Consider the following 20,673-nt stretch of genomic DNA (forward strand, 5'->3'; position numbering starts at 1 on the left):
TTTACTTCTCCAATGACTTACTCGTTGTGGCCCATTGAGTGAATCAACGGGAAGCCTAATTCTTTACGCTCTTCAACGAAAGCAACTGCGATTGCCTTAGCCATTTGACGGATTCGTTTTAAGTAGGCTGGACGATCGGTCGCTGAAACTACTCCGCGTGCGTCTAATAAATTGAATGTATGGCTACATTTTAAAACATAATCGTATGCTGGATGCACAGCCTTCGCTTCAATTAAACGATGCGCTTCTTCTTCGTACTCATCAAACCATTTTAATAATTTAGTTTCATCACTTAGTTCAAAGGCGTAGACAGAATGTTCGCGTTCTGGTTGTTTAAAGATATCACCATATTTCACGCCATCTGTCCAAATAATATCATAGACATTATCTACTCCTTGGATATAAGATGCTAAACGTTCTAATCCGTATGTTAATTCACTTGTTACTGAATCAACGGTCAAACCTCCGACTTGTTGGAAATAAGTGAATTGAGTCACTTCCATTCCATCTAGCCAAACTTCCCAGCCTAAACCAGCACATCCTAAAGAAGGATTTTCCCAGTTATCTTCAACAAAGCGAATATCGTGCGCTAAAGGATCAATGCCTAATTCTACTAAACTTTGTAAATACAACTCTTGGATTTCTAGTGGAGATGGTTTGATAACCACTTGAAATTGATGATGTTGAAACAAGCGGTTAGGATTTTCACCATATCGTCCATCTGCCGGACGACGACTTGGTTCAACATAACATGCACGCCATGGTTCTGGACCGATTGCTCTTAAGAAAGTATACGGGCTCATTGTTCCCGCTCCTTTTTCTACATCATAACTTTGTAATTGTAAACATCCTTGTTTTCCCCAAAATTGTTGTAAACGTTGGATGATTTCTTGAAATGTTAATACTTGTTTCATCTGCTTCCCCTCACTCACTTTATAACGCTTTAATTGCTGGTAAAAAACTATACTGAACACCTGGAATTGGTTTAATCACCACTTCTTTAATAGAGTCAAGTGGTGTCTCAAATGAATAGACCGTTTGTTTCGCATTTGTTTCAAATGATTCTACCGGCTCATTATCGTCAAATACTTCCACCGAAACGGGACTCATACTTAAAATTTGAATTTGATTCGTCGTGAATTTTTCTTTTAAAATAATCACTTCTTTTAACATATTTATCCTCCTTAACCTAAAAAAACCCCATGCCAAAAAAATTGGCACAGGGACGATTACATCGCGGTTCCACCCTATTTCTGCTATTGCAGCACTTCAGTAGTTATTTAATTGTATAAACAATTTGCCATTTAAATTTGTTGGCTTTCACCCTTCCAACTCGCTGCTTCTAATCCCCTTCATTTTAATTCACATGTGCCAGAAATGCAATTAAAATTAGACTATTTAAACCATTTAAGCATATCTTCTAAGTAGTCCCAACTCTTCAAATGAATTCCAGCATAATCTTTATACAGATTATGCAATAATTGCTTAGCTGCTTGAAACGTTTCATCCTTTATATTCATTTGACCAAGTTTATTCGGCGTTATCAACCGCATCCGTTGGCACAATGCCACAGCTTGCGGCGACGTGGATAATAGACCTGGAACACTCTTATGCGTTTGTCTTAAATGGTTATATGCTTCAACTAAAATTACTCCATAAGGTTGATACGAAAAATAACAAGGCTCATGGAAAGCGTTCTTTCCCGTAATTTGACACGTCATCCAATCTGGATCGACACCAAAAAACGGTAAGACGTGCGTCTCAAGTAGGATTTGCAAAGCATTAGGACTTAATCCTTTTTCCAAATGATTCATCACTTGAACTAAGACGTCAAATAATTCACGTTGCACTTCACCATCTTCAAAAGCTGCATCAATAAGTGCCATAAAGTAAATGGCATATGCATAATTGATAGGATCATTTTGCAACTTTAATCGGCTATTTTGAACCGATGCATCTTTCAAAAAGGATAAACCACTCGGATTAATGCGCCCAAGAAATTGGGAGTGTACAACTGGATTTAAACTACTTTTCAGTGGATGATTCGGCTGTTTCGAAAGGCCACGAATGAAAAACATCCGTTTGCCATATTCTGAAGTAAATATTTTAACGAGCGCATCGTGTTCGCGGTACTGTCTTTTAGTTAATACAATTCCTTCAAACGGGGTAAAATATTCACTCACGCCACTGCCTCCTAGTTATAATCTTTTTGACTATATCCTAAGTTTTCTAATGTACTCTTTTGATCGCGCCATTTTGGTTTAACTTTCACCCATAAATCAAGAAATACACGATTACCTAATAATTGTTCAATATCTTTACGAGCGGCCGTTCCAATTTGTTTCAACATTTTTCCGCCTTTACCAATGATAATTCCTTTTTGGCTATCACGATCAATCATAATTGTTGCCTCAATGTGAACCACATCTTTACTATCTGTTTTCATTGATTCGACTTGCACTGCCACTGAATGTGGCACTTCATCACGTGTCATTAAAAAGATTTTTTCGCGAATAAATTCACTTACGACAAATCGTTCGGGATGATCTGTTACTTGATCTTTTGGATAGTACATTGGTCCAACTGGTAAATTCTTTTTCAGTAAATCTAAGAATGTAGATAAATTAGCACCATTCAAAGCAGAAATTGGAATAATTTCTTTGAAGTTTAACAAGTGACGATATTCTTCTACCGTGTCGAAAACTTCTTCTGGTGTCATTAAATCAATTTTGTTCAATAACAAGAAAATAGGTGTTTTGATTTGACTTAATTTTTCGATAATAAATTTATCTCCAGGTCCTAATTTCTCATTTCCGTTGATTACTAAACAAACCATATCTACTTCTTTTAAACTGCTATATGCGCTTTTATTCATAAATTCACCAAGTTCATGTTTTGGTTTATGAATCCCTGGTGTGTCAATAAAGATAATTTGCGCATCATCATCCGTATAGACACCTTGAATTTTATTTCGAGTTGTTTGCGCTGTATCTGACATGATTGCTACTTTTTGTCCTAACATTTGATTCATTAACGTTGATTTACCAACGTTTGGTCGTCCGACAATTGCAGCGAATCCTGAGTGAAACTCTTTTTTTGTTTTCAGTGTGCTCAATCTCCTTTTTATAATAAGCCATTTAATAATTTAGGTAAAAATATTATCATTCCGACCAATACAGCAATCACACTAGCTAATACCACACCGCCTGCTGCGACATCTTTAGCTCGTTTAGCTAAAATATGATAATGATTATCTGTTATTAAGTCAGTTAAATATTCAACTGTTGTATTCCATATTTCCATTAATAGTACGAGGGCAATCGCAAAGACTAGTACAATCCACTCCATCCAATGTAATTGAAAGAATAGACCACTCAGCAAAACTACAACACTAACTAATAATTGCCTTCTGAAATTAGATTCCATCTGCCAAACAATTTTTAATCCGTCCCATGCATGCCCGAGTGATTTTTGAAACGTTTTATTTTTCCAATCCATAAGCGTTTAGAAGCTCCTTTTGTAGCCCAAACATTACTTTTTCATCTTCAGGGGTTTGATGATCGTAGCCCATTAAGTGTAAAAATCCATGAACAGCAAGAAATCCTAGTTCACGATATAAACCATGTCCGTACTCCTCAGCTTGTTCTTTAGCTCGTTCAATTGAAATAATAATATCGCCATAATGATGCGGTAAATCCAATTCTTCATCGTCAAAGTCGATCATTAATTCGCCTTCGACTGGATCATCCATCGCAAAACTAATCACATCTGTTGGACGATCTATTCCACGGTATTCTGCATTAATTTCTTGGATACGTTCATTTGTCACAATTGTAACTGAACATTCTGAACGATCACTTAACTTTAATTCTTCACTGGCAAAAGTTAACACATTTTGGATTAAGTCAGCTTGTTCAGTTGTTAATAAATTCATTTCATCCATAAAATCGATTTGCATTATTCTGTCTCATCACTTTCTTTATCCATTTTTGTTGGTACTTGTTGTTTCTTTTTTTCAAGTTGGCTATATGCATTAATAATATCCGCAACTAACGGATGACGAATAACATCTTCTGCTGATAATTTAATGCGACTTACTCGTTTTAAATGCTCTAATTTATTCCACGCATCAATTAACCCGCTCTTTTGCCCAGCCGGTAAATCAATCTGTGTAATGTCTCCATTCACAACCATTTTACTTCCAAAACCTAGTCGTGTCAGGAACATCCGCATTTGAGCTGTTGTTGTATTTTGAGCTTCATCTAAAATAATGAACGCATCATTTAATGTCCGTCCACGCATATAAGCAAGAGGGGCAATTTCAATGACACCTCGTTCCATTAATCGCTCGGTGTGATCAATTCCATAAATCGTATATAACGCATCATATAGTGGACGCAAATAAGGATCGACCTTTTCCTTCAAATCACCTGGTAGAAAACCTAAATTTTCTCCAGCTTCAACTGCTGGACGGGTTAAAATGATTTTTTTCACTTCGCCTTGTCTTAGTGCAGTTGTCGCTAATACAACAGCTAAAAACGTCTTGCCGGTTCCAGCTGGGCCAACACCTATTGTTAAGTCATGTTTTCTAATTCCGTTAATATATGTTTGTTGTCCCGCTGTTTTAGGACGAATGGGCTGTCTTTCATGCGTTCTTCCAATTTCTTGTCGGTACAAGTTTAAAAAGGCATCCAAAGTGTTTTTTTCAGCCATTTTAATCGCTGTCACGATATCTTGCGGCGCTAATGTTATACCACTCGCTATTAAAGTTTCTAATTCATTAAGTAAACGACGAATAATCGATGTTTTTGATGCGTCACCCAATACTGTAATCGTTTCTCCTCGTGTAAATAATTCTACTTTAAAAGCTTGTTCAATTAAAATTAAATGACGATCATTTGGGCCTAAAAGTACTGGTAATAGCTCAGGATGTTTTAATTCAATAATCAGATCGTTATTTTCTTGCAAATGATAACCTCTCTTCTCTTTTACTACAAGTTAATTCAACAATTCCATTGCAATGTCACGAATGACTGACCCTTCTGCTTGGCCTTTCATTTGCTTTGTTGCTTCTCCCATTAATTTGCCAAATTCTTTCTTACTTGTAATACCTAATTCGTCTACTAAACGTTCTAATTCTGCTTTAACTTCTTCAACGCTCAATTGTTGTGGTAAATATTGTTTCACAATTTCAATTTCAAATTGAACTTTTTCAATTAAGTCTTCACGACTTGCTTGTTCAAATTCTCTTTTTGAATCTTGACGTTGTTTTAATTCACGCGACATAATAGTCACTTCTTCTTCTTGAGATAAATCAGATTGTTTGTCAATTGCAGCGTTTTGGACAGCTGCTTTTAACATACGCAATACACTCAATGTCTCCTTATCTCTTTTTTTCATTGCTGCTTTAATATCTTGATTCAATTGTTCAATCAGGCTCATGTAACTCTTCCTTCCTTCAACTTACTCATTTATCGATGGTAATCTATACTCTTATTATCCTTTATTTTCGGTGGATTTACAATAGAACGAATTCAACTTAAATAAATCTAAAAACTTGAAACAAAAAAGCTGGAACATAAAGTCCCAGCTTCTCACTAATCATGTGGATTAATGTTTACGTTTACGTGCTGCCTCAGATTTTTTCTTACGACGAACACTTGGTTTTTCATAAAATTCACGTTTACGTGCTTCTTGCAACGTACCAGATTTTGACACGTTACGTTTAAAGCGGCGAAGAGCGTCGTCAAGTGACTCATTCTTGCGAACAATTGTTTTTGACATGTTAATTCCCTCCCTCCGAGCTTTTAAGTAACGATTTGCTAATGACTTAACATATATCATTTAAAACAAAATGTCCTTTTAATAGTTTACAAAATGTTTTCCTATACGTCAACTACATTTTACAAATATATCCTTTTATTTTTTGATAATTTTTTAGTGTGCTGTAATCCTTAACCATTTAGCTTTTTGCTATGCATCAAGTGTTGAAGCGATTTCTCTGATGAGTTCTTGTAATGAGCTAATTACCTCTGCTGGTAGCGGATGGTTTGGATATAATTTATTGTGTTCTAATACGTAATCTAAACGACGTTGCATACGATTTCTTAATTTAACCCGATACGCATTGTCTTCGACTGGAATGTGGAAATCTTCAATTTCAGCGTATTGTACATCTTTTAATAATGGGAAATCCATATAAGTCGCTGTTTGTTCAACATTACTTTCAATGATTCCAAGTGTATGATGTGGTTTTACTTTATCATTTAAGAAGAATCCCGTATTTACTATATAACAATCTACTTGTCTTTCTTCAAATAACGCTTTAAATTTTTCATAATCTTCTACTAATGGATAAACACGGAATGGATTAGCATAAGGTTCAATGACTAACTCATCTTGTTTGCCTATAATATTTTCAGCACTTGAACGTTTTGTTGCTAATGTACAACCAAATGTTGCTGCTAAAACTGGATCATTGATTTTTAAAACTGGTGGAAGTGAATCATCTTTCATAATCCAATAAATCGCATTAATCGGTTCTGTAATATGATCAACACGGTTAGGCGTTGCATAGCGCGACTTCACTGTCCGACCATTTCCATTACGAATATCTTGGGTGACTAATACTCGTTCACCCTCTTTATTTCTAGTTACTCCAACGTTTTGAACGGTCATAAAATAATTTTGCTCACGATGACCTACTGGATAGTCATTGGTTTTATCAAAGTAAGAAGGTTCTAGTGCAACGGATGATCCTGTGATTAAATTGATAACAAAAGCATCATCATGCAATACTTCGATATTATATTTATCATTATGTTTAGCATGAGTTAAGGTAGATTTACCTGATCCGGATAAACCAAAGAAGCTAGCGACATAATCCCGCTCATTGACATCACGGAAAATTTTCAATCCACCATGACAAGAACAAAAACCATTACGGGCTGCTGTTCCCCACGCCAGTGTTAAAGTACCTTTTTTGATTTCACCAAAATAATTTAACCCTAAAATCATAGCAACATTATGTTCTGGATCAAAGTATGCCAATCCATTTGGATAATCTGGGTGACGCCAATCTGGGTCAAAGAAAACATAAATATCATTTTCATCGTATGTAACAGAATTTTTATAACGTTTTGAATACTGTGCATTGTAAATTTGGAAGTTAAGTAGCCAACTATATAAGTTGTTAATTTGAGTTTGTGGCATTGTGATATGCGCTTTTACCATAAATTCTTCGTCTAATCCGACAATCGTTGTTGCACGATAAAACGGCTTTAAGCTTCCTTGATAGGCTGCTTCGCGAATAATCTTTTCAAGTACTTCGTCTTCTTTTGGATTTTGTCCAACAATTCGACGTGCTGCTGCCGTCCGTCCGACTACCGCTCCACCATTTTGCACTAGGATATGTGCTTGACTAGGTAAACCAAGTTCTTCAGCAAACTGCACATGTTGATCCATTACAATTGTATTTGGTGCTTCTTTAGCCAAATGGTACGCTTGTTTGATGGATTCAATTTCGACTGCATTATTACCATAAAAAGCTGTTTCAACAACTGTTTTAAGTTGTGAGAAATAACGTTGCTCTGCTCGAATTTCTTCATTTTTAAATGTTTCAACTGTTGACATATCACATTCCAACCTTTCTCAAATAATTTACTTGGTTTTATTACATCTGTATTATAACACTTTAACCCACTTAGTGAAAGCGCTTTTAAATATGTTTCGTGTGTATTTTTTGTGTTTATTTAAGTTCTTTGTCACCCTTTATTCGAAAAACGGTTGACACAACGAATAAGAGTTCATTACACTGTATTCATATTACTGTAGAAAGGAGTTAAGATATGCAATTAAAAGAAGCTTTACGTTCCTATTTTCTGACACACCAAAATGAAGTAATTTCTGGAGCAGATTTAGGGCGTGAACTTAATGTTAGTCGAAATGCTATATGGAAAGTCATTAATCAATTAAAAGAAGAATTACCTATTGAATCCATTGCTAAATCTGGGTATCGTTTATCATTTGATCCGTCATTATTGCATGATGATCAATTACGTTTAGCGTTTCAAAATCAGAAAGTTATTCCTAATCACGTCTTGTTCACAGAAACAATCGATTCAACGAATTCTTACGCTAAAAATCATTTGTTCCAGCAAGACTTCCCTTCAATTATTGTTTCCAATGAACAAACAGCTGGGCGTGGTCGTTATCAACGAGAGTTTCTTTCGCCTGCTCAAACTGGCATTTATTTAACCATTTCATTTAAAATGCTCCCTCATTTTACCGATGCAGGACTTATTACAACTGCAGCAGCCGTCGCAGTAAGACGTGCAATTACGTCTTTATATCACATTGATTTATCCATCAAATGGGTTAATGATTTATTTCTTCATTCAAAAAAAGTAGCTGGCATTTTAACTGAAGCAACTACGAATTTAGAAAGTGGGACGATTGATTCTGTTTTTTTAGGAATTGGATTGAATCTCCTTCCCTTACCGGAACTGCCTAATGAATTATCTCATATTGTTGGAAGTCTATTTCCTGAATCACTACCCGAGTCATTTAATCGATTGGATCTCGTACTTTCCATTTGGCAACATTTTTGGGACATTATTCAAAACGATCATACATTTCAGTTTTTAAAAGAATATAAAGCTGCCTGTTTTCTGATTGGGCAACGCATTCAATATTCAAAACATGGTACTACTTATACTGGCATTGCAGTTGATATTGATCAACGCGGTAATTTAATCGTAGAAGACGAGAATCATACTCGCGATAAATTATATTATGGTGAAGTGCAATTATTAAAAAAATAAAATAAATAGGAGTTTACATTATATGAAATCATCATCAACAAAATATTTAATTTTAGCTAGTCTTTTTGCTGCCCTAACCTTTCTATTCGGATATATTTCGATTCCGGTAGGACCTGTTCCAATTACCTTGCAAACGTTAGGTGTTAATTTATCAGGTATGTTATTACCTTCTCCGTTTGGCGCCTTGGCTATGACGGTGCATTTACTACTAAAAGTTATTATGGGCGCTAATCCCCTTACTACACCTAGCTTCGGCTTTTTAATCGGTTTTATTCTTCAAAATATTTTATTAGCTGCTTATTTGAAAAAATATTCATTTTCATTTAGTGTTAAACATTTAGTCCCATTATCTCTTATAGCATTATTGACGCCATACATGATTGGATTCCCGTACATGTTTTATATGGTAAAATATGTTTTTCATTTAGAGGGTAATCTTTTACATTGGTTAAACGCTGGATTTTTCATTTTCTTACCCGGTGATATTTTAAAATGGATTGTTTCTGTTATTTTATATAATCGATTAAGACGTATTAAACAAATTTTTTAATTGATTTTTCAATTTTAGCCTAATTTCTTCTAAATATTTGGTATGATAAAAGAGAGCAAATAGAGGAGGAAATTATGAAATCAAAAGAAATGAACGAACAGTTAATGGAACCTTTCAAAGCGCCCGAAGGATATACTTTTGAGGCATTGCGTCAATTATCAAATGAAGATGATTTACCGGAGTTGAAAGAAAAACATCAATTGATTGAACAGTATGATACCAATCAATTATTGCAAGTAATGGCCGTTTTAAATATGCCTGTCAGTGATGAATGGTCAAAAGAGAAATTATTAGCAACTTATTATGATAAATATTATAGTCCGCGCTATTTAAAATGGTTAATTAGCTTTGTAGATCCTCGTATTAATCAATTATTTATCAATGATGCTTTTATTTCAAAAGAATCTGTACCACCTCAAGTTTGGAGTGATATTTTACCTGTATTAGATATACTTACACAAACAGGTATTATTGAGTCTCAAAAAGTATCTGAATTTGACGCGATTTTTAAAGCTCGACCAGCCTATAGTGAAATGTTATTCACTTTGGCTGAAAAAGATATTTTCCGTCATACAAATGAATTCAACGTCCTTTTAGTTAGTTTAATGAATCAATTAATAACGGTTTATGGCATCATGAAAGCTGATGAGGTTAAATCTTACTTAATTCAGTTTAATTTGACTATTGAAGAAAAAGCTGAATATATTTTAGAATTGATACGAACAATGCCTTTAGTATTTACTGTTTTCGGTTATATGGATGATTTATTCGTTTCTAAACGCTTTAATTCACCAGAAAAAAGAGAAGCATTGTTAGAACAACAAAGTAAGTTTGAACGTTATCACATTGATACCATTCAAGAAGCTTTACAAATTGCTAATAATGTCTTTTTACGCGTACCAAGTTCACGTTTATTACGTCGCTTAAAAGACATTACGAAAGAAGCTTCAGCTAATTTACCAAAAGGGTTTGAAGAACATTTAATTCAACAAGTATTAAACTTCCCAATCCCTTCAGTGGAGCCCCTATTTAATTTAGTCGAGCAATTTGTTTCAGTGACGGATGAACAAAAACAGCTTTTAGAAGAAGATTTAAAAATTCTCGTTCGCCATAAACACTTACCCGAATTTAACGGTCAATCCGTTCATGAATTAATGAAAAAACAAAAAGCAGAGGGATAATTTCCCACTGCTTTTTTACTTTTTACAATCTGGACAGAGGCCATAAACTTCAAAACGATGAGTCTCGACATTGTACCCTTCTAGCTGTTCTCCCATAATTGACATTGGGCAAACATCTAAAGCTTTTATTTTACCGCAATTTTTGCAAATAAAGTGATGATGGTGATGTCCACTTAAACGACATGCAAAATGAAAATACTTTTCTCCATTTAATTCAGTAGACTCTAACACGCCCAATTCAGTAAATAAGTATAGATTACGATAAATTGTATCAAAACTTAATGAAGGAAATTGTTCACTCATATATTCCTGAACGTCTTTAGCCGATAAATAGCGATCTTTATCAACAAAATAACGGACTAATGCTTCTCTTTTATCCGTATATTTATAATTTGCTTCTTTTAATCGCTCAATTGCCCACTCAATATTTAATTCCTTGGACATTCAATCACCTTCCTTTGAAATACCATTATTATATTATGCTTAATTTCAATAAATATCAACTTTTTTAAATAGGTATATGCTATACTACAATTGAAAATCGATCTACTATTATAAATGTGCCCATTCATTTAGAAAAAGGAGTGTTTTCATGCCTAATTTTACTTTTGTGGCAATAACTGATACATCTGGTGAAATTATTGACTCATTATTAATTGAAGTAATGAAACATTATCAACAAACCGATGTGCAAGTTATTCCTTACCAATTTATTACGACTCATAAACAAATTGATCGAATTCTAGAACGATACCAAGAACAGCATGTTTTAGTTATTCACGCCTTTATAAAAAAAGATTTGCGCGATCATTTTAAATCTATTTGCCATTCTTATCAAATAAGGCATCACGACTTACTCGGTCCTTTACTAGAAGCCATTGATGGCAAAGTAAAAAATCAAAAAAACGGATCGCCAAGACTTAAGCACCATTTAACTGATGCTTACTTTGACCGAATTGGTGCTATTGAATACACGGTAACAAACGACGATGGTAAAAATCCTAGTGGACTGCCTGAAGCTGATATTGTTTTACTAGGTGTTTCAAGAACGAGTAAAACTCCGTTATCTATGGTCCTTGCTAATCGCAATTTACGTGTCGCTAATTTACCGATTATGCCTGAAGCCACAGTACCTAAAGAATTATACCAAGTAGATCCACGTCGTTTAATTGGATTGACGACTACGGTTGATGTATTAAAGAATTACCGTGAAGAACGCATGCGTAGTTACGGATTATCTAGCGAATCACCGTATACATCAATTGAACGAATTCACGAAGAACTAGACTATGCTAAAACATTGTATGAACGTTTAAATTGTCCTGTTATTATTAACACAAGCACTCGTTCAATTGAAGAATCCGCAGCCGTTATTTTAAGTTACATTGATCAAGTTAAACTTCCATTACATGCGCATGTAAATTAGGATTAAATGTTTGATGTTGTAGCATTTTAATTTCATAATAATATGGTGCTTTTTGATTTTTCTTGTCTTCACCAATCCAAGGCGTTTCTAATATTTTAGGAACGTCTTTAAAGCGTGGATCATTAACTAACCGATTCAAAGTTTTAAAGCCAATTTCTCCATAACCTAAGTTCTCATGACGGTCTTTATGCGCACCTACTACATTTTTTGAATCATTGATATGCAATACCTGTAAACGCTCTAACCCAATAACTCGATCAAATTCTTCAAAAACCTCGTCATACTGATCCACTAATTGATACCCTGCATCATGCACATGACAAGTGTCAAAGGTCACCGATAGTTTATCATCTAAATGTACCCCTTCAATAATTTGAGCCAACTCTTCAAATGTACGTCCAATTTCAGTTCCTTTTCCCGACATCGTTTCTAATGAAATTTTAGCCGTTTGATCAGGTCGTAAAATATCGTTCAAACTATCAACAATTTGCTGAATCCCCACTTGTGCACCGGCTCCTACGTGGGCACCTGGATGAAGTACAATTTGTTTCGCACCTATCGCCTCAGCTCGTCTAATTTCTTCACGTAAAAATTCTCTAGCAAATTCATTATAGCCAGGTTTCGTTGTGTTCGCTAAATTAACAATATATGGTGCATGTACGACTACTTCAATTAAACCATTTTGTTGCATAAATTGTTGTCCTGCTTCAATGTTCAGCTCGTCAATCGCTTTTCGTCGCGTGTTCTGTGGTGCTCCAGTATAAATCATAAACACATTTGCATCGTATTGAAATGCTTCTTGGGCTGCTCCAAGTAGCATTTCTTTCCCTTTCATTGATACATGTGATCCTACTTTTAACATGGCTTCTCTCCTGTTCTTTTGCTATAAACGTTAAATACTATAAAGAAAACCAGCTATTTATCATAGCTGGATTCAATTTTAATTCATTATTTTGTTTTTAAGTGTAATTCATTCAATTGTTTCGTATCTACAAAACTTGGTGCATTTGTCAATGGATCAACTGCATTTCCATTTTTTGAGAATGCAATGACTTCACGAATATTTTGTTCACCTGCTAATAACATTACTAAACGGTCTAATCCTAAAGCAATTCCTCCATGAGGTGGGAACCCGTATTCAAGTGCTTCTAATAAGAAACCAAATTGGCCACGTGATTCTTCTTTAGACATACCAATGCGTTCAAACATGGCTTCTTGCATTTCAACGGTATTAATACGTAATGAACCACCACCAATTTCATATCCGTTTAATACGATGTCATAAGCTGCGCCTCGTGCTTCATCTGGTGCTTCCAATAAAGCTTTTGGATCATCATTAACTGGCTTAGTAAATGGATGATGTGCTGCAACGTATCGTTCAGCATCTTCATCGTATTCAAACATTGGCCAGTCCACAATCCATAAGAAGGCTAATTCTGATTCATCAATTAATTGATGTTTTTTAGCTAAATGAACACGTAACTCACCCAATGATTGATGGACAACTGATGCTTGATCTGCACAGAAGAAAATAATATCGCCCACTTGTGCATCTAAGCGTTCTACTAAGTCTGCTGATTGATCCGTTAAGAATTTAGCAATTGGTCCTTTGAAACCTTCTTCATCTACTTTCAACCAAGCTAATCCTTTAGCTTTGAATTTAGCAACGAATGTCGCTAATTGATCAGCATCTTTTCGACTATATTCATCGGCTAAACCTTTTAAATTAATCGCTTTTACTAATCCATTATTTTCAACGACTGATTTAAATACTTGTAATGAGCTAGAAGCAACAATATCCGACACGTTGATTAACTCCATGCCAAAACGTACATCCGGCTTATCACTACCAAAACGATCCATCGCCTCATCATAAGGCATCCGTTTGAATGGAACTTTAATGTCTTTTCCAAGTGATTCTTTAACCACATATTTCAATAATTCTTCTGTAATAGTTTGAATTTCTTCCATCGTTAAGAAAGATGTTTCTAAGTCTACTTGTGTAAATTCAGGCTGACGATCACCACGTAAATCTTCATCACGGAAACAACGAACAATTTGGTAATAACGATCTAATCCACCAGCCATTAATAATTGTTTAAATATTTGTGGCGATTGTGGTAAAGCATAAAATTCTCCACTGTGAATACGAGACGGAACTAAATAATCACGTGCACCCTCTGGAGTTGAACGTGTTAAATATGGTGTTTCAACATCGATAAAACCTTCTCCATCTAAGAAGCGACGAATCGCATGAGTAACTTTTGAACGTAACATTAAGTTTCTTTGTTTTGATGGACGTCTTAAATCTAAATAACGATATTTCATTCGTAATTCTTCACTCATTTGATGTTCGTCATCAATATAGATTGGTGAAGTTTTAGCTTTGTTAAATACAGTTAATTCTTCCACTTCAATTTCAACAGCACCTGTTGCTAAGCGAGGATTTTCAAGTCCTTCTCCTCTGCTACATACACGTCCTGTTGCTTGTAATACGTATTCACTTCGTATCGATTCAGCTGCCGCAAAATCGTCTTTTACTAAACTTGCATCAAATTTTAATTGAACTAATCCTGTACGGTCTCTTAAATCGACAAAGATTAATCCCCCATGGTCACGACGAGATTGAACCCAACCATTTACAGTCACAATTTCTCCAATATGTTGTTCTCTTAATTCGCCGTTGTAATATGTCCTTTTTTTCATTCGTAACATCCTTTTCTCGATAAATTTATTTTATTCTAATTAATCTTATGCCTTAAAATATTCATCAATGACTGAAGAATCTAAAGTCAATTGATTGAATAAAGCGTCGAATGATTCATCCAAATCATCTAAATGAATGGATAATTCTTTTTTCGTTTTTTGACCTTTAAACACAGCCTCTTGTTTTTCGACTTCTTCAGATCCAATAGTTACAACAACTTGTGCTTGTTGACGTTCGGCTTGTTTAAACTGAGTTCTTAATTTTCGACCTAAGTAATCACGATCGACGCTATATCCGAGATGGCGTAATTGATTCATTAGTTTTAGCACGGTCTCTTCAGCTTCTTCACCTAAACTAGCTATATAGACATCAAGTGGTTCCACTTCATTCAAATCAACCGCTTCAATATCTAATAGCATCATTAAACGTTCCATTCCAGCGGCAAAACCAATTCCTGGAGTTGATGGTCCACCCAGTGACTCTACTAAGCCATCATAGCGTCCACCTCCACAAATAGTTGTATTAGCGCCGAATTCTTTTGAATTAGTCACAATTTCAAAAACCGTATCTTGATAATAATCCAATCCACGAACTAATTGATGATCAATTTCAAATGGAACTTCAAATAGTTCAAGCAATTCAATCACGCGGTCAAAATGTTTTCTAGACCCTTCACTTAAGAAATCAATCATTTTAGGCGCATTTTTAACTATTTCTTGGTCCTTTGTATCTTTACTATCTAAAACGCGTAAAGGATTTTCTAAATAACGTCTTTGTGAATCACTACTTAATTCGGCCTCAAATGGTTTTAAATAATTAATTAACGCCTCACGATAAGCTTGGCGGTCAGCTGGTTGACCTAATGAATTAATTAATAACTTTAATTGTTTTAATCCTAGTTCACTGAATAAATCCATGGCTAAACTAATCACTTCAACATCTACACTTGGATCGACCGCACCAAAAACTTCACAACCTAATTGATGAAATTGACGCATTCGACCTGCTTGGGGGCGTTCGTAGCGGAACATCGGTCCAATATAGTATGCTTTAAAAGGATTCGGAAATTCAGGTCCAAACCATTTATTTTCAATATATGCTCTAACAACTGATGCAGTGCCCTCAGGACGTAAAGCTAAATGGCGATCACCCTTATCATTGAAATCATACATCTCTTTTGAAACAACATCTGTCCCATTACCAACACCACGCGAAAATAAATCGTATGATTCAAAAACTGGTGTTCTTACCTCATTAAATCGATAATCGTTCATAATAATACGGATTGTTTCTTCAACTTTTTGAATGCGACTTAATTGTCGACCAGATAAATCTTGAGTTCCTTTTGGACGCTTTATCATAATATTTCCTCCTCTTTTGATCAAATCTAGCCCATGAATAAAAAAAGACCCCTAGCAAATAACTTGCTAAGGACGAATTAATCGTGGTGCCACCTTAATTTAGTTGTAATATACAACTCTTTTTCCGATAACGGTTGGTCCGATGTGTGTTTATTAAGTGTTTTCTTGTTTTTTAATTGGAATAGTTCGCACCTACCACTATCTCTCTTTACCAAATTAATAAACAATACTTGTCTTAAATCACATATTTTTTAATATTCTCTTAAACGTAATTAACTAAATTGTACAGAAATTTTATTTAAAAATCAAATGATTGTTCTGAAATATTAGTATTTTCATTTGATTATAAATGTGCGCATATAAATTGTCAACATGCTTTATTCAATGCTTTTTTAAACTTCTAAACGCTCTTTAATTCCTAACTAAGCATGATATAACTTTCTCATATTTTACGATGATTATTACAATAAGTTTACAATTAGATAACGAAGATTAGAAAAATTAAAACGTTTTATAAAACCTGTTACAATAAAGACAATCTTGTATAAAGATAATAGACAGGAATAGGATGATCGATATGAAAACGACTTTTATTGATTGGATTAAACAATCAAAAGTTTACTCCGTAATTATCGCAGTAACCTTTCTCCTCTGTTTCATTATACTGTCGTTTCTGCTTAACGCAAGCAATCGAAAAGTAATTGATGTTCCTCATCAGGCAGTTTATGAATCACAGGAAACCTCTTCAAATGTTCTTACCATGTTAAAAAAAGGTGATCGAGTTCAAGTATTAGAGTCCTCAAATAATTGGTCTTATATTTTAACTGATTCTAACGAGCGAGGCTATCTCTCTCAATCAACCCCAGTACCAATGAATAAGAAAGTAACAAAGAAGAAAAAAGATACCCAACTTGCAGTTGTAAAGAAAGAAAATGCAGCTATTCGTAATCAAGCAGATGATACGAGTGAACTTTTAGGTATCGCTCAACCAGATGAAGAGTTTGTTATTAAATCAATTGACGAGCAATGGGTCAGCATTCTCTATCAAGAAGGAATTGGCTATATTAAAAAGGATATAATCACTATAAGAAAAGGATCCGCCAAAGACATAAAAGAAACAATTAAAGATCCAGTTGATCACTTAGTCATTGTGAAAGCCAATCAATCCGCTCTATATTCAAAAGCTGATTATGATAGTCCCGCCATCGAATCAGTGGCTAGAGAACAGGTTTTTCCATACATCTCTGAGAAAGAAGATTTTTATTACGTTCGAATTAATGATGATTTTGCTGGATATATTCCAAAAAAAGATGTTGAAAAGAATTTTTCGACTCCAAATAAAGATACTAAACGCCCAAAAAGTTTGAAAAAGGCGACCATTGTTATCGATCCAGGTCATGGTGGAGAAGATCCAGGTGCAGTAAGTAATTATTCCAATTGGCATGAAAAAGATTTTACATTGGATGTTAGTTTAGCGTTGGCGTCTGCTTTAAGAAAAAAAGGTGCAACGGTCTATTTAACACGAGAAGATGATTCTTCTGTATCACTTGCTGATCGTGCCCAGTTTAGCCATGAAAAGAAAGCTGATGCATTTATTAGTATTCATTTCGATTCCACTCAAGAAGATAACGACAGTACCGGATCAACAACCTATTTTTATGATGAGAGTGATTCGGACTTAGCGCAGGCTATTAATCAGTCATTAGGACAGCTAACGTTAAGAAATAATGGGGCTCATTTTGGTAACTATCTAGTTCTTCGTGATAATAAACAACCTAGCATTTTAGTTGAACTTGGCTATATGAATAACAAAAAAGACGTAAAAGTAATTAGTAAAAAAGCAGAACGTAAAGAAATTGTTGATAAACTACTTAAAGGCTTCGAACAATACTTTAAATAATATGCAAAAAGCAGCTCACATTGAGCTGCTTTTATTATTTGTTTTTTGAATCTAAAATAATTGTGACTGGACCGTCATTTATTAATGAAACTTGCATATCTGCTCCAAATTTGCCGGTTGCTACTTTCAATTGTTCTTCACGTAATAATTGATTAAATGCTTCATACAATTCGTTCGCTTGATCCGGTGCTGCTGCGGCAGTAAAACTTGGCCGATTTCCTTTTTTTGTCTTTGCTAATAAAGTGAATTGAGAAATCGATAAGACTTGTCCGTTGATTTGATGAATTGACAAGTTCATTAACCCTGCTTCATCTTCAAATAAACGCATACCACTTACCTTTCTAGCACAATATGTCACATCATCCATTGAATCTTCTGCTGAAATACCCACTAAAAGTAAGTATCCCGCATCAATTTGTCCAATCACTTCATCAGCTACTGAAACTGAAGCTTCTTTTACTCGTTGTATTACGACTTTCATACTGTCTCCTTAGTTAAGATATAATACGTTGTACTGCATAAACATCTGGTATACTTCTTATTTTATCAACAATTAAAGATAATTGATTCACATTTTCAATGCCTAGATTAACGGTAATTTCTGCCATTTGATTATCATCGATTTTACCATTAACACCTTTTAAACTTTTAATTGTACTATTAATGACATTTAAAACTTCATTCAATAATCCATTACGATTATAACCGCGTACAATTAACTCCGTGTTATATAGTTCTTTTAATTGACTTGTATCTTCCCATTCCATATCAATTAATCGATTAATTTCATCTTTCGCACATTGTACGTTAGGACAATCGGTACGATGGACTGAAATACCTCGTCCTTTAGTGATATAACCAACAATATCGTCCCCTGGAACTGGACTACAGCAACGACTTAAGCGTATAAGTAGATTATCGACACCTTCAACAACCGCTCCACCTGCGTGTTTGACTGTCATTTTATTGTGTCTTTTTTCTCTCTGTGTTTCAGTTGATTTAGGATCGTTCTCCATCAACTGTCTGAGTTGTTCTTCTTCTAATTGCTCTTGGCGAATTTTTTCAGTCAATTTATTCACAATCGAACCCACTGACACGTCACCAAATCCAATAGCAATCATTAAATCTTCTTCTGTCGCAAAATTAAAGCGTTCGCGGACTTCTTTCAATGCTTTTTTATTCAAGATTTCTTTTGGATTAAATCCTCTTTCTTTCAGTTGGAAGATGATTTGCTCACGTGCTTTTTCAATATACAAATCTTGCTGTTTCATTTTGAAGAAACGTTTAATTTTATTTTTTGCTTTACGTGTAGATACCATATTAATCCAGTCATACGATGGTCCGTTTGAATTGGAATTAGTCATCACTTCTATAATATCGCCATTTTTCAAACGATAATTTAGAGGCACAATTTTTCCATTGACTTTTGCTCCTACCGTTTTGTGACCAACATCCGTATGAATATGATATGCAAAATCTAGTGGACTTGCACCATTCGGTAATTCAAATACATCACCTTTCGGAGTAAAAACATAAACTTTATCACGAAATATATCTTCTTTAACGCCTTCAATAAAGTCTGTCGCATCTTGAGATTCTTGTTGTAATTCCAACAAATCTTTAAACCAATCGAGTTGTTTTTGCAAGGGATCAGCAGTTACTTTTTGAGTCCGCCCTTCCTTGTAAGCCCAATGTGCCGCTACCCCAAACTCAGCAACATCGTGCATGTCTTTTGTTCTTATTTGAACTTCAACTGGTTTTCCATCAGGTCCGATTACGGTTGTATGAATGGATTGATACATATTGTCTTTTGGCATCGCAATATAATCTTTAAATCGTCCGGGTACTGGTTTCCATTTAGTATGAATAATTCCTAACACTGAATAACAATCACGAATTGTATTAACAATAATTCTTAAAGCCAGTAAATCATAGATTTCACTAAATTCTTTTTTCTGATCGACCATTTTTCGATAAATCGAATAAATATGTTTTGGTCGTCCATAAATTTCTGGTTGAACCATATTATCTTGCTCTTTTATAGCTCCGATAATCTCACTAATCGCATGTTCAATAAATAATTCACGTTCATCACGACGACTGTCCATCAAATGAACGATACGATAGTATGCTTGCGAATTCAAATATCTTAAACTCGTGTCTTCTAATTCCCACTTTATAATATTCATCCCAAGACGGTGTGCTAACGGTGCGTATATTTCTAACGTTTCCTTAGCAATTTTCTTTTGTTTTTCAGGGGATTGAAATTTTAACGTACGAATATTATGTAAACGATCGGATAATTTCACCATAACTACTCGCAAATCTTTCGCCATAGCTAATAACATTTTACGATGATTTTCTGCTAATTGTTCTTCATCTGAGCGGTATTTAATCTTACCCAATTTCGTAACGCCATCAACAAGTTGTGCGACAATTGGTGAAAATAAAACAGAAATATCTTCTAAAGTAAAACCCGTATCCTCTACTACGTCATGTAAAAAACCGGTAATCACTGTATCGCGATCTAATTTTAATTGAGCTAAAATCCCTGCCACTTGAATAGGATGGATGATATATGGTTCGCCTGATTTTCGATATTGTCCTTTATGCGCAACTTGTGCACAATATAAACTTTTTTTCACCAGTTCAACACTTTCATCATTCATATACGCACGACACATTTCAATGACTTCTTCGCCTGTCATATTTTCCTTTTTCGGCAT

At 34.7% G+C, this 20,673-nt stretch carries 21 protein-coding genes and 1 other annotated feature; of the genes, 5 read left to right on the plus strand and 16 right to left on the minus strand.

What is annotated here, in order from left to right:
• Nucleotides 1-17: 17 nt before the first annotated feature.
• From glyQ to L866_RS0101035, 10 genes are all read right to left on the minus strand, one after another.
• A complete protein-coding gene (glyQ, locus tag L866_RS0100990) occupies nucleotides 18-914 on the minus strand; it encodes a glycine--tRNA ligase subunit alpha (RefSeq protein ID WP_025728284.1) in 897 nt (298 codons plus the stop codon).
• Nucleotides 915-933: 19 nt separating this feature from the next.
• Nucleotides 934-1,173, minus strand: a complete 240-nt coding sequence (locus L866_RS0100995) for a hypothetical protein (protein ID WP_025728285.1) — start codon at nucleotides 1,171-1,173, stop codon at nucleotides 934-936.
• Between the two features lie 221 nt (nucleotides 1,174-1,394).
• Complete coding sequence (gene recO / locus L866_RS0101000; RefSeq protein ID WP_025728287.1) at nucleotides 1,395-2,183, minus strand: DNA repair protein RecO; 789 nt, start codon at nucleotides 2,181-2,183, stop codon at nucleotides 1,395-1,397.
• Nucleotides 2,184-2,194: 11 nt separating this feature from the next.
• Nucleotides 2,195-3,115 carry a GTPase Era gene (era, locus tag L866_RS0101005; protein WP_025728289.1) on the minus strand — a complete coding sequence of 307 codons (921 nt, stop codon included), beginning with the start codon at nucleotides 3,113-3,115 and terminating at the stop codon, nucleotides 2,195-2,197.
• An 8-nt stretch (nucleotides 3,116-3,123) separates the two neighbouring features.
• The gene (locus L866_RS0101010) at nucleotides 3,124-3,498 is read right to left on the minus strand and encodes a diacylglycerol kinase family protein (protein ID WP_025728291.1); all 375 of its coding nucleotides are present in this window, start codon (nucleotides 3,496-3,498) and stop codon (nucleotides 3,124-3,126) included.
• On the minus strand, nucleotides 3,482-3,958 hold the full coding sequence (gene ybeY / locus L866_RS0101015; protein WP_025728293.1) for an rRNA maturation RNase YbeY: 477 nt from the start codon (nucleotides 3,956-3,958) through the stop codon (nucleotides 3,482-3,484). Before ybeY ends, L866_RS0101010 begins: the two co-directional genes overlap by 17 nt.
• Nucleotides 3,958-4,968, minus strand: a complete 1,011-nt coding sequence (locus L866_RS0101020) for a PhoH family protein (protein ID WP_025728295.1) — start codon at nucleotides 4,966-4,968, stop codon at nucleotides 3,958-3,960. Before L866_RS0101020 ends, ybeY begins: the two co-directional genes overlap by 1 nt.
• A 30-nt stretch (nucleotides 4,969-4,998) precedes the next feature.
• Nucleotides 4,999-5,442: a GatB/YqeY domain-containing protein gene (locus L866_RS0101025; protein WP_025728297.1), complete on the minus strand. Its 444-nt coding sequence runs from the start codon at nucleotides 5,440-5,442 to the stop codon at nucleotides 4,999-5,001.
• A gap of 168 nt (nucleotides 5,443-5,610) precedes the next feature.
• On the minus strand, nucleotides 5,611-5,784 hold the full coding sequence (rpsU, locus tag L866_RS0101030) for a 30S ribosomal protein S21 (RefSeq protein ID WP_022796477.1): 174 nt from the start codon (nucleotides 5,782-5,784) through the stop codon (nucleotides 5,611-5,613).
• Between the two features lie 189 nt (nucleotides 5,785-5,973).
• A complete protein-coding gene (locus L866_RS0101035; protein ID WP_025728302.1) occupies nucleotides 5,974-7,632 on the minus strand; it encodes a phosphoenolpyruvate carboxykinase (ATP) in 1,659 nt (552 codons plus the stop codon).
• 215 nt (nucleotides 7,633-7,847) lie between these two features.
• Here L866_RS0101035 and L866_RS0101040 point away from each other — a divergent pair, with 215 nt between their 5' ends.
• From L866_RS0101040 to L866_RS0101050, 3 genes are all read left to right on the plus strand, one after another.
• On the plus strand, nucleotides 7,848-8,822 hold the full coding sequence (locus L866_RS0101040) for a biotin--[acetyl-CoA-carboxylase] ligase (protein WP_025728305.1): 975 nt from the start codon (nucleotides 7,848-7,850) through the stop codon (nucleotides 8,820-8,822).
• A gap of 22 nt (nucleotides 8,823-8,844) precedes the next feature.
• On the plus strand, nucleotides 8,845-9,372 hold the full coding sequence (locus L866_RS0101045) for a biotin transporter BioY (RefSeq protein ID WP_025728306.1): 528 nt from the start codon (nucleotides 8,845-8,847) through the stop codon (nucleotides 9,370-9,372).
• A gap of 74 nt (nucleotides 9,373-9,446) precedes the next feature.
• Entirely contained in the window at nucleotides 9,447-10,553 is a 1,107-nt protein-coding gene (locus tag L866_RS0101050; RefSeq protein WP_025728308.1) for a hypothetical protein, read from the plus strand.
• A 15-nt stretch (nucleotides 10,554-10,568) separates the two neighbouring features.
• Here L866_RS0101050 and L866_RS0101055 read toward each other — a convergent pair whose 3' ends face one another.
• Entirely contained in the window at nucleotides 10,569-10,997 is a 429-nt protein-coding gene (locus tag L866_RS0101055) for a Fur family transcriptional regulator (RefSeq protein ID WP_025728310.1), read from the minus strand.
• 148 nt (nucleotides 10,998-11,145) lie between these two features.
• Between L866_RS0101055 and L866_RS0101060 the strand changes: the two genes are divergently transcribed.
• The gene (locus L866_RS0101060; RefSeq protein WP_025728312.1) at nucleotides 11,146-11,979 is read left to right on the plus strand and encodes a pyruvate, water dikinase regulatory protein; all 834 of its coding nucleotides are present in this window, start codon (nucleotides 11,146-11,148) and stop codon (nucleotides 11,977-11,979) included.
• Here L866_RS0101060 and L866_RS0101065 read toward each other — a convergent pair.
• The 3 genes from L866_RS0101065 to hisS form a co-directional block, all read right to left on the minus strand.
• Nucleotides 11,948-12,841 carry a deoxyribonuclease IV gene (locus tag L866_RS0101065; protein ID WP_025728314.1) on the minus strand — a complete coding sequence of 298 codons (894 nt, stop codon included), beginning with the start codon at nucleotides 12,839-12,841 and terminating at the stop codon, nucleotides 11,948-11,950. The genes L866_RS0101060 and L866_RS0101065 overlap by 32 nt on opposite strands.
• 86 nt (nucleotides 12,842-12,927) lie before the next feature.
• Nucleotides 12,928-14,685, minus strand: coding sequence for an aspartate--tRNA ligase (gene aspS / locus L866_RS0101070; RefSeq protein ID WP_025728315.1), 1,758 nt, complete (start codon nucleotides 14,683-14,685; stop codon nucleotides 12,928-12,930).
• A 45-nt stretch (nucleotides 14,686-14,730) separates the two neighbouring features.
• Nucleotides 14,731-16,050: a histidine--tRNA ligase gene (gene hisS / locus L866_RS0101075; protein WP_025728316.1), complete on the minus strand. Its 1,320-nt coding sequence runs from the start codon at nucleotides 16,048-16,050 to the stop codon at nucleotides 14,731-14,733.
• Nucleotides 16,051-16,112: 62 nt separating this feature from the next.
• Nucleotides 16,113-16,293, minus strand: a binding site (T-box leader).
• A gap of 331 nt (nucleotides 16,294-16,624) precedes the next feature.
• Between hisS and L866_RS08940 the strand changes: the two genes are divergently transcribed.
• Complete coding sequence (locus tag L866_RS08940) at nucleotides 16,625-17,947, plus strand: N-acetylmuramoyl-L-alanine amidase family protein (RefSeq protein WP_025728317.1); 1,323 nt, start codon at nucleotides 16,625-16,627, stop codon at nucleotides 17,945-17,947.
• A gap of 34 nt (nucleotides 17,948-17,981) precedes the next feature.
• Here the strand turns inward: L866_RS08940 and dtd are convergent, their stop codons facing one another.
• Both dtd and L866_RS0101090 read right to left on the minus strand, forming a co-directional pair.
• Entirely contained in the window at nucleotides 17,982-18,428 is a 447-nt protein-coding gene (gene dtd, locus L866_RS0101085) for a D-aminoacyl-tRNA deacylase (RefSeq protein WP_025728318.1), read from the minus strand.
• A gap of 13 nt (nucleotides 18,429-18,441) precedes the next feature.
• The gene (locus tag L866_RS0101090; protein WP_025728319.1) at nucleotides 18,442-20,673 is read right to left on the minus strand and encodes a RelA/SpoT family protein; all 2,232 of its coding nucleotides are present in this window, start codon (nucleotides 20,671-20,673) and stop codon (nucleotides 18,442-18,444) included.

The sequence above is a fragment of the Atopobacter phocae ATCC BAA-285 genome (assembly GCF_000526675.1).
In the GTDB taxonomy this organism is placed as follows: Bacteria; Bacillota; Bacilli; order Lactobacillales; family Aerococcaceae; genus Atopobacter; species Atopobacter phocae.

Excerpts from the sequence above, each read along its gene's own strand:
- glyQ (WP_025728284.1), bottom strand. The coding sequence starts at position 914 with ATGAAACAAGTATTAACATTTCAAGAAATCATCCAACGTTTACAACAA.
- L866_RS0100995 (WP_025728285.1), bottom strand. The coding sequence starts at position 1,173 with ATGTTAAAAGAAGTGATTATTTTAAAAGAAAAATTCACGACGAATCAA.
- L866_RS0101010 (WP_025728291.1), bottom strand. The coding sequence starts at position 3,498 with ATGGATTGGAAAAATAAAACGTTTCAAAAATCACTCGGGCATGCATGG.
- ybeY (WP_025728293.1), bottom strand. The coding sequence starts at position 3,958 with ATGCAAATCGATTTTATGGATGAAATGAATTTATTAACAACTGAACAA.
- L866_RS0101025 (WP_025728297.1), bottom strand. The coding sequence starts at position 5,442 with ATGAGCCTGATTGAACAATTGAATCAAGATATTAAAGCAGCAATGAAA.
- rpsU (WP_022796477.1), bottom strand. The coding sequence starts at position 5,784 with ATGTCAAAAACAATTGTTCGCAAGAATGAGTCACTTGACGACGCTCTT.
- L866_RS0101035 (WP_025728302.1), bottom strand. The coding sequence starts at position 7,632 with ATGTCAACAGTTGAAACATTTAAAAATGAAGAAATTCGAGCAGAGCAA.
- L866_RS0101040 (WP_025728305.1), top strand. The coding sequence starts at position 7,848 with ATGCAATTAAAAGAAGCTTTACGTTCCTATTTTCTGACACACCAAAAT.
- L866_RS0101045 (WP_025728306.1), top strand. The coding sequence starts at position 8,845 with ATGAAATCATCATCAACAAAATATTTAATTTTAGCTAGTCTTTTTGCT.
- L866_RS0101050 (WP_025728308.1), top strand. The coding sequence starts at position 9,447 with ATGAAATCAAAAGAAATGAACGAACAGTTAATGGAACCTTTCAAAGCG.
- L866_RS0101055 (WP_025728310.1), bottom strand. The coding sequence starts at position 10,997 with ATGTCCAAGGAATTAAATATTGAGTGGGCAATTGAGCGATTAAAAGAA.
- L866_RS0101060 (WP_025728312.1), top strand. The coding sequence starts at position 11,146 with ATGCCTAATTTTACTTTTGTGGCAATAACTGATACATCTGGTGAAATT.
- L866_RS0101065 (WP_025728314.1), bottom strand. The coding sequence starts at position 12,841 with ATGTTAAAAGTAGGATCACATGTATCAATGAAAGGGAAAGAAATGCTA.
- aspS (WP_025728315.1), bottom strand. The coding sequence starts at position 14,685 with ATGAAAAAAAGGACATATTACAACGGCGAATTAAGAGAACAACATATT.
- L866_RS08940 (WP_025728317.1), top strand. The coding sequence starts at position 16,625 with ATGAAAACGACTTTTATTGATTGGATTAAACAATCAAAAGTTTACTCC.
- dtd (WP_025728318.1), bottom strand. The coding sequence starts at position 18,428 with ATGAAAGTCGTAATACAACGAGTAAAAGAAGCTTCAGTTTCAGTAGCT.
- L866_RS0101090 (WP_025728319.1), bottom strand. The coding sequence starts at position 20,673 with ATGCCGAAAAAGGAAAATATGACAGGCGAAGAAGTCATTGAAATGTGT.